Genomic DNA, 8,566 nt, shown 5'->3' with positions numbered 1-8,566 from the left:
GCGCAAGGAAAACCGGGTGACGGTGCTACCCTATGAAATTCCGCAGCCCAGCCGCTCGCTTGGAATCCTGCGCCGGGTCAGCGGGCCACGCTCGCCCGCGGCAGAGCGCTTCGCCGGCCACGTCACGACCGCCTTCGAGAATCTGAAGCACATCATCAAACGGCACGAGAATGCCGTCGTCTGGGGGCGGTAATCCGGCCTCGCTATTCGAATGATGCGGTGGCGTCACATAACGCGCATGTTTCCTCCAGCCGGAGGCGCTTCATCCCCGCGTCGCCGGTTAGGCTCGACGGCCGCCCGCCCCCAAAAGCCGTCGGGCCGCCAGAAATCCCGATATCCTATTGGCTCTCCCTCCTCCACCTCGCCATCACTGCGTAAACGCCTTGGACATCTGGTCCACAAAGGGTTTCAACAGATAGGACCAGACATTGCGTTCATCGGTGCGGATATGAACCTCGGCGGGCATACCTGGCCTCAGCACCTTCGCTTCGGTCAGGCAGTTCGATTTGCTTTCAACCTTGATACGCGCCGAGAAATAGGAAAGCTGACGTTGCGGATCTTTAATCAGATCTGCCGAGATGTGTTTCACTGACCCTTGGCAGACCGGAGTGGTTCCCACGTCGAACGCCGGAAAACGGATCGATACCGGCTGCCCCGGGCGGACGTCGTCGACCCGCGACGGCGGGATCAGCGCGTCCACCACAAGATCATCGGCATCAGGTACGATGGTCATGAGCATCTCGCCAGGCGCGATAACGCCGCCGACGGTATGGACAGCCGATTCCTGTATCGTTCCGGACTGCGGCGCGCGGATCGTTGTCTTGGTCAATTCATCCTGGGCCACAATCCTCCGTTCGTTGAGTTCGGTCTGCTTAGCTTCCGTCTCGCGGAGTTCGGTCGTCACGTCAGTGCGCCTTTGGTCATCCAGTTGCAGCATCTGCAACCCCGTTTCGCTGATGCGCGCCTGCGCTTCAGCTACTGCTGCAGCGAGGCGCCCCGATTCTCCCCTGGCCCGGGTGGCATCCAGCTTGATGTTGCTTAGCCTCTCCTTGGAGACGAGTTTTTTGGCGTAGAGGGAATCAACGTCCGCGAAATCCTTGTTCAGCAGAGCAACCGATTCATCCACCGCGCTCTGCTGCGCCTTAAGGCCGTCGATCTGACGTTCAAGTTGCTGGGATTGGCTTCTCAACTGTGCCTTCTGTCCAGCCAAAGCCGAAGCGCGCGTTTCAAAGAGAGCGCGCTCGCCATTGACGAGCGCAGCCAGCTCCGGCTGGTTCATTCGCGCCTTCAGGCCGGCCGGCAGCTGCATTTCCGCCAGGCCCGTGCGCTCGGCCTCCAACCGGGCGAGGCGGACGGTCGCGCGATCGAGATCCTCACTGATGATTTGCAGGTTCGCACGAGTCAGCGTGTCATCCAGTCTGACCAGCACGTCGCCGGCTCGTACATGATCTCCGTCCTGCGCGAAGATCCCGCCCACTGTGCCTCCGGTTTGATGCTGGACCTTCTTGACGTTGGTTTCCACCACCACGGTGGCTGGTGCAACCACAGCGCCGGCGATGTTGGTCAACCCCAGCCACAGGCCACCGCCAAGAACCAGCAGACCGGTAATCGCCAAGCCGAATATCAGGTTGGCCCGTATACCGTCCGACAGATCTGGCGCGCTCACGGCAGGCGGTTTGCTGCCACGAAGGGTCCGAGCATACGACGAGAAGGTGACGAATGTTTCGAGCAGAGCCTCATGCATGCCCGGCAACCCCCGGTATCGGCGCCAAAGAAGATGGCCGAGGTGGAACAGGCGGTGACGGTCGGAGCACGTTCGCCAAGACCTCTTCGCGCGAGCCAAAGGCATGAACCGTCCCATTCGACATAACCAGTACCTGATCGATGTTGGCGAGAGCTGAGGGACGATGCGCAACGACAATGACGATGCCTCCGCGCTGACGCACTGCCCGTATGGCGCCGGCCAGGGCAGCGTCCCCGTCCACGTCGAGGTTCGAGTTCGGTTCGTCGAGCACGACAAGAAACGGCTCGCCATAAAGTGCTCGGGCGAGACCCACGAGTTGCCTCTGCCCTGCCGACAGGGCCGCTCCGCCCTCGCCGATGCGGGTCTGAAATCCCTGAGGGAGTTGCATTATCACTTTCTCGACGCCGGCTGCTCTTGCCGCCGCAAGGACGCCTTTTGGATCCGTCTTGCCTCGGAACCGCGAAATGTTGTCTGCTACCGTGCCGTCAAACAACTCCACATCCTGCGGCATGTAGCCGATATGGGCGCCGAGCTGTTCCGAGTTCCATTGATCGAGAGAGGCGCCGTCCAATCTCACCGAGCCATGGAGCGGCTTCCACACCCCGACCAACGAACGCACCAAAGTTGTCTTGCCGGAACCGCTTGGGCCGATTACGGCCATCCCAGCGCCTCTCGACAGATGGAAGCTCACATTGACCACGGTTGGCTTTGGCAAGCCGGGAGGCGCAATGGTCAATTGCTCGACCGCAAACCGCGCCTGCGGCCGAGGCAACTCCATTGGCTCGTCCTGGCGGCCGAATGCCGCCATGACCGCCGCCAGCTCGGAATAGCTGCGCCGGGCCGACAGAAAGCCTCTCCAGTTTGCGATCGCAGCATCGACCGGAGCCAAGGCGCGGCCAAGCAAAATGGAAGATGCGATGATCACCCCAGGTGAAGCCTCGCCGCCGATCACCAGGTAAGCGCCGAGACCGAGAACACAGGACTGCAACGCCATCCGCAGGGCCTTCGACAGCGAACTGGCGCCACCAACGACGTCCGAGAGACGTTCCTGCTGGGCGAGATAGGCTCGGCTGACCTCGCTCCAGCGTCGAGCCAGTCGACCAGAAAGCCCCATTGCGTGAACGACTTCGGCGTTGCGGCGGCCGGAATCGGCAAGCGCCCGCTGCGACAGCAGCTCCTCCGAGGCACGCGCGGCGGGGCCTCGGCTAAACACTTCCGCAATCGCTGTTAAGAGGACCACGGCGATCGCACCGACCGTCGCCAGCAGGCCGAGCGAAGGATGGAGCAAATAAATGATAAGCAGATAAAAGGGGATCCACGGGGCGTCGAAGATGACCGTGGGTCCCGTTCCGGAGAGAAAGCCGCGCAGTCGGTCAAGATCATGCAAAGGCTGCAGACGGTCCGCATCACGCCCTGCCTTGAGCGGCAGGGACAGGGAGATGGAGAACACCTTCTGCTGCAAGTTCCTATAGAGCCGGCTGCCGATGCGGACCAGCACGCGAAGCCGCACGAAATCCAGAAGCCCGTATACGGCATACAGGCCCAGCATTCCGATCGTGAACCCCACCAGGGTGGGAACACTCTGCGACGGCAGAACGCGATCATAGATCTGCAGCATGTAGACCGAACCGGTCAGAGCGAGAATGTTTATCACTGCCGAGAACAGGGCCACGCCAAGCAGCCCAGGCATGCAGGCGAGAATGGCGGAACGGAGCTCGGGAGAACCGGCCCCCGATGTTTTCATGACCAGCGGTCGTTCGCGCGACACTGCCGCGCCGTTACTTCCGTAAGTTGTAATGGCTCAAACCTTTCTTAGTGCGCATAGCAGCCGCTATCCGTCGCCCCCCTTATTACGCTCTGCTTACATACGTCGACTTTGAGGAAAATGCAGCGGATTCGTGGCCTGAACCAGCGAAACGCGACCGCCGACGTCTCCCTGTCTGGGGATAACTTCCCGAAAGATGACGATTTTCGCTAAAGGAACTGGTCAGAACGGAGCCGGCCAAAGAGGCGTATGTCCTTGCTCCCAAACACTTTCAAAGGTGCCACGATCGGCTGAGCAAAATACCTGCTACTGAGTAACAACTTAGATCAATCAAACATTCTATCCCGCTGTGTTTCGTATTTGATTTCATCCTAATGTAGCAATCACCTAAGCAGACGCGGGGCATAAATCGAATCAACCAAAGGATCATTGGATGACACTCCATTATGCGTCCGGTGGATCAGCCACCGAAGTCGCAACCGCCGGGTTCAACCTGGTCGATGTTCAATATCTCTCGCAGGTCAATGCTTTGCCGGACGGCATGAAAGGCCTCGTCTATCTCAGCGCCCACGACGGCGTCACCTCCTCTTTCATCGAACAAGTTACGCCTTTTCTCAACAATCCCAAGGTGTTCGGGTTCTTCCTGATGGACGAGCCAGATCCCACCGGCAGATGGGGCACATATGCAAGTGCCGAAACCCTGAAGGCGGAGTCGGACTGGATCCATTCCCATTTTCCGGGCGCCAAGACGTTCATCACCATGATGAATATGGGCTCTCCAACAAACCCGGATTTTTCCAACACGTATAATCCGGCAAATACCGGCATCGACTACTATGGGTTGGACCCCTACCCGGTGCGCGATGACGTGAGCACGGTCGACTACAACATGATCGACAGGGCCGTGGCTGCGGCCGTCAAGTCCGGCATCCCGATGGACAAAATCATTCCAGTCTATCAGACTTTTGGCGGTGGCAACTGGACCACCGACACGGGCGGGAAGCATCAGATGCCGACGCCGGAACAGATGCAAACGATGATAGATCATTGGGCAGCACTGGTTCCGTCGCCTGCCTTCGATTATGCCTATGCCTGGGGCTCGCAGAACGGTGACACAGCTCTGGAAAATTCGCCGGAGTTGCAGGCTTTGTTCCAACAGCACAATCTCCAAAGCACCGGTGGCTCGGCCGCCCCCCCTGTAACCGATCCGATCGATACCACGACCCCGCCTCCAACCGACGTCGCCGCCCCTGCTCCGGCCACGCCTCCGACAGACGCCGCCGCTCCAGTTCCGGCCGCGCCGGCCCCGTCGGACAGCGATCATGTCTTCCATGGCACGCGCGGCGCAGATCGTTTTCACGCCACGACGGGCGATGACAAATATTTTGTCAACAACGCTCGTGACAAGGTGATGGAAGCGCCAGGCGGCGGCACTGACAAGGTCATGGCCTCGGTCAGCTACGCTCTTTCTGCGGGCTCACATATCGAGCAGCTCTCCACTGCTAGCTCTGGGGGCAGGACGGCCATCAACCTGACCGGCAATGAATTCGGCCAAGCCATCTACGGGAATGGCGGCGCCAACAAGATCAATGGTGGCGGTGGCGCCGACAAGATGACCGGATATGGTGGCAATGACACCTACTCCGTCGACAATGCTCACGACAAGGTGGTGGAGCAGAAGGGCAGCGGCATCGATAAAGTCCTCGCCTCTGTGAGTTTCGCCCTATCGGCTGGCTCGTACATCGAACAACTCGCGACCAGCAAGGCGTCCAGCAAGGCCGCGATCGACCTGACGGGCAATGAGTTCGCTCAGACCGTCAAAGGCAACGCCGGCGCCAACAAGATCGACGGCGGCGGTGGAGCCGATACTTTGACCGGCGGCCGCGGCAGTGATGTCTTCGTTTTCAGTACCGCTCTTGGCGACGGAAATGTCGACAGGATCACTGATTTCAACAAAGCCCAGGACAAAATCCACCTCGATCATTCCATCTTTGCCGGTCTCGATCAGGGGGGCCTCTCGTCGGACGCTTTCTTTGCCGGCAAAGCCGCGCATGACAGTTCCGATCACATTGTCTACAACAGTTCGACGGGAGCTCTTTCTTTCGACAGCGACGGCGTCGGAGGCGCAAACCAGATCCATTTCGCGAGCCTCTCTCCGCATCTGTCGATTACCGCATCGTCTTTCCTGGTCACCTGAACCAGCCCAGCGAAGAAATGCTCTAAGAAGTCGGCGAGGCCCCTGGGCCTCGCCGACAGATGTTCCGGATGAGTGGACCAACAGCTGACGTGCCGGTTCCGTCCTGAAGACCGGCCACGCAGGCCGAGGGCCGACTTGACGGCCCAGCGCAACTACGCGTCAAAGATTTTTTGCCATCAGCGAACCGCGGTGCTCAGGCACCGCGCCGCCGCAATTGGACACTCGAAAACCTTGGACAACCAAGGTGATGCAGACCAGCCACCCCTACCGGCTCAGGCAAGCACCGCGCTCATCCCGCAAGACACGAGTCGCATGAACGCTCCGGCAATCGCGAGGGAATCTCGCCTCGCTGGTCGCTACCCTTCCAAACATCCCTTGTGTCATTCAAACGGACGAGGACAGGCACCTGGTGTCCCCCTAGCGTGCACTCGGGCGGCATGCGCTCAGAGGTGATGAAACCTGGCCATGGCAGCATCGAGAGCCAATCGGTCAGTGCGCTTGGGAGAGGCAGATGAACCCGCACCTGGTCTGCGTGGGAGGCGAGGATCACGCCTTGAGAGTTCCCTTCCTCATCGCGCTGCGAGAGAAAGGCTTTCGCGTTACGGCGGTCTCGAGCGGTTCTCCCGTACCATTTCTTCGGCATGACATTTCGCATCACAGGTTCTCCTTCGACCGCTTTGCAAGCGGAGGCGGGGAATGGCGCACTCTCCGAACGATGCGCCGCTTGATGCAGGAGCTTCAGCCTGACATCATCCAGAGCTTCGACACCAAGCCAAATCTGTTGACGCCCCTTTCGGTACAGGGAACTGTTCCGGTCATTCGCACCATCAACGGACTGGGGTGGACGTTCTCATCGCTGGAGCCTCGAGCCCTGGCCTTGCGTCCGGTCTATTGCGCACTGCAATGGCTTGCGTCTTCCTGGACGGCAGCGACCGTATTCCAAAATCGCGACGACCAACTGTTCTTCGAGCGCTTTCGGCTGATCGGCCGCGGAACTTCGCGACTGATACGCAGTTCCGGAATCGATGTCGATGCGTTCGCAACGGTGCGCCATCTCGGGTCCTCAGCAACGAAGATGCGAAAGGACCTCGGCCTTCAGTCCGCCGAAGTGGTGATCTTCGTCGGCCGTTTGACGCGCCAGAAAGGCGTGGCGACCCTTCTCAATGCGATCCCCCGCATCCTGTCCGCAAGGCCCGCGGCGCGGTTTGTGCTCGTCGGCCCACGAGAATCCGAGGGCTCATTCGCAATCGACAAATCGGAGCTCGATCGGCATGCACCTCATGTGCTGGCCTTGGGTCCACGACGCGATGTCGCCGATCTCCTTGGCATGGCCGATGTATTCGCCTTTCCCACTCAGTATCGCGAGGGGGTTCCGCGTGTATTGCTGGAGGCGGGGCTGGCGGGATTGCCCATCGTAGCCTCAAGGATGCCTGGCTGCAGCGACGTCGTCGAAGACGGATGGAATGGCTACCTGGTTGCGCCGCATGATGCCGATGCCCTCGCCTCGCGAACGATAGACTTGCTGTCCGACCGCGCGGCGGCCAAGGCGATGGGCGCCCGTTCTGTTGAACTTGTCCGGAGGCAATTTGCCCTGCCACTGGTGGTCGACCAGTACTGCGATCTTTACGACAACACACTCCGCGCGGGGCACATGCGACCGCTCCCTGCCGTTGGGCTTGGAGGCGGCCTCGCAAATCACCGGGGCGGGGCACATCAATGATCCGGGACGCCTTGCTCGCCCTGGGAGTTGCGATGTCTTATGCGACGCAACTTGGCGTTCCGGGATTGCCGCTCGGATATGGCGAATTGTTCATCGCGATCTGGATCGTTCTGGCGATTGGACGAATACTCGCCGGCGGTCGTCTCCAGATCACACCCGCTTTTGTCCAACTGGCGAGCTTCTGGCTGCTCCTGTCGCTCGCTTTGGGGATCGGCACGATCGTCGGTTACCTGACCACCGTTCTTTACCTGGCCGGGCTGGTACATGACGTTATGGCCTATGTGTTGCTGGCAAGCTTTACGTGCCTGGCCGCGGCGGAGCCGGACGCCGATCGGCATCTGCGCCGCAGCGCATGGTGCGTGGTCGCGTTTGCCAATGGGGCCTTTGTGATACAGCTTGGTTTGGCTTATGGTGCGATCCACCAGTCCGGCGTCGATCCCTGGTTCTGGGACCGGTTCCGTGGCTGGTCCGAGAACCCGAACCAACTTGCGCTCTATTGCGCGCTGTTTGGCCCACTGGCTTTGCATCTTGCTACGACCACCCGCAACCCATGGGCTCGTTTGCTTGCATTCTCATGCCTGCTCCTGACCTTCTATGTCGGCCGGCTGACGAAGAGCGACACCTATCTCTACACCAGCATCCTGAGCTGCCTCATCTTTATCGGATTGCGGCTTCGTGCATGGATAACAACGAGTGGCCGCGCCAGCATGCCCCGCATGGTGGCAATTCTGCTGTTGGCGGGTTCGTTGCCTCTAGCGCTTGCAATGACGCCGTACGCGCTCACCGAAGAGACCAGCGTCGCCAATTTTGCCAAGAGCCTTACCAAAGACGAAGGCGGGGAACGGACCGTCGAAACGTTCGAACTCCGGCTTTATCTGTGGCAGGAGGCTGTGGAAATAGGATTGAAATCCGGGTCCCTGGGACTGGGCCCTGGGCCCCACCTCGAGCGGCCTCCCGTCGCCGACCGTCAATTTCTGCAGCGACCTTTCGAGGCCCATAACACCGTTCTCGACCTTTACCTGCAGGGCGGATTGCTTGCCGTTATGGCGTTGGTCTGGATCGTGGGAGCCGCCATGTCCTTCGCCTGGCGAGCGGGATTCGACGCCCTGCTGGTGCTCGGGGGCTCGACGATAATCTTCA

Annotated in this window: 5 protein-coding genes and 1 pseudogene; 4 read left to right on the top strand and 2 right to left on the bottom strand. The window is 60.1% G+C overall.

What is annotated here, in order from left to right; translation table 11 throughout:
* Positions 1-193, top strand: a pseudogene (locus tag EOC06_RS11590) (LysR family transcriptional regulator); the annotation flags it as partial.
* Positions 194-367: 174 nt separating this feature from the next.
* On the opposite strand, the gene EOC06_RS11585 reads toward EOC06_RS11590, so the two are convergent.
* Complete coding sequence (locus EOC06_RS11585; protein ID WP_128307791.1) at positions 368-1,744, bottom strand: HlyD family type I secretion periplasmic adaptor subunit; 1,377 nt, start codon at positions 1,742-1,744, stop codon at positions 368-370.
* The gene (locus tag EOC06_RS11580; RefSeq protein ID WP_164898546.1) at positions 1,737-3,488 is read right to left on the bottom strand and encodes a type I secretion system permease/ATPase; all 1,752 of its coding nucleotides are present in this window, start codon (positions 3,486-3,488) and stop codon (positions 1,737-1,739) included. The genes EOC06_RS11585 and EOC06_RS11580 overlap by 8 nt, the downstream gene beginning before the upstream one ends.
* Before the next feature lie 454 nt (positions 3,489-3,942).
* Here EOC06_RS11580 and EOC06_RS11575 point away from each other — a divergent pair, with 454 nt between their 5' ends.
* From EOC06_RS11575 to EOC06_RS11565, 3 genes are all read left to right on the top strand, one after another.
* Entirely contained in the window at positions 3,943-5,706 is a 1,764-nt protein-coding gene (locus EOC06_RS11575) for a calcium-binding protein (RefSeq protein ID WP_128307789.1), read from the top strand.
* Positions 5,707-6,217: 511 nt separating this feature from the next.
* Entirely contained in the window at positions 6,218-7,426 is a 1,209-nt protein-coding gene (locus EOC06_RS11570; protein WP_127326944.1) for a glycosyltransferase family 4 protein, read from the top strand.
* Positions 7,423-8,566 (top strand): O-antigen ligase (locus EOC06_RS11565; protein WP_245469500.1); only part of this gene is annotated, 1,144 nt, incomplete at its 3' end. The genes EOC06_RS11570 and EOC06_RS11565, both read left to right, overlap by 4 nt.

The organism is Mesorhizobium sp. M7A.F.Ca.MR.362.00.0.0, from assembly GCF_004023175.1.
Classification (GTDB): domain Bacteria; phylum Pseudomonadota; class Alphaproteobacteria; order Rhizobiales; family Rhizobiaceae; genus Mesorhizobium.
Note: the sequence above shows the minus strand (reverse complement) of the source record. Positions and strands in the feature narration are given on the sequence as shown.

Excerpts from the sequence above, each read along its gene's own strand:
- EOC06_RS11585 (WP_128307791.1), bottom strand. The coding sequence starts at position 1,744 with ATGCATGAGGCTCTGCTCGAAACATTCGTCACCTTCTCGTCGTATGCT.
- EOC06_RS11580 (WP_164898546.1), bottom strand. The coding sequence starts at position 3,488 with ATGAAAACATCGGGGGCCGGTTCTCCCGAGCTCCGTTCCGCCATTCTC.
- EOC06_RS11575 (WP_128307789.1), top strand. The coding sequence starts at position 3,943 with ATGACACTCCATTATGCGTCCGGTGGATCAGCCACCGAAGTCGCAACC.
- EOC06_RS11570 (WP_127326944.1), top strand. The coding sequence starts at position 6,218 with ATGAACCCGCACCTGGTCTGCGTGGGAGGCGAGGATCACGCCTTGAGA.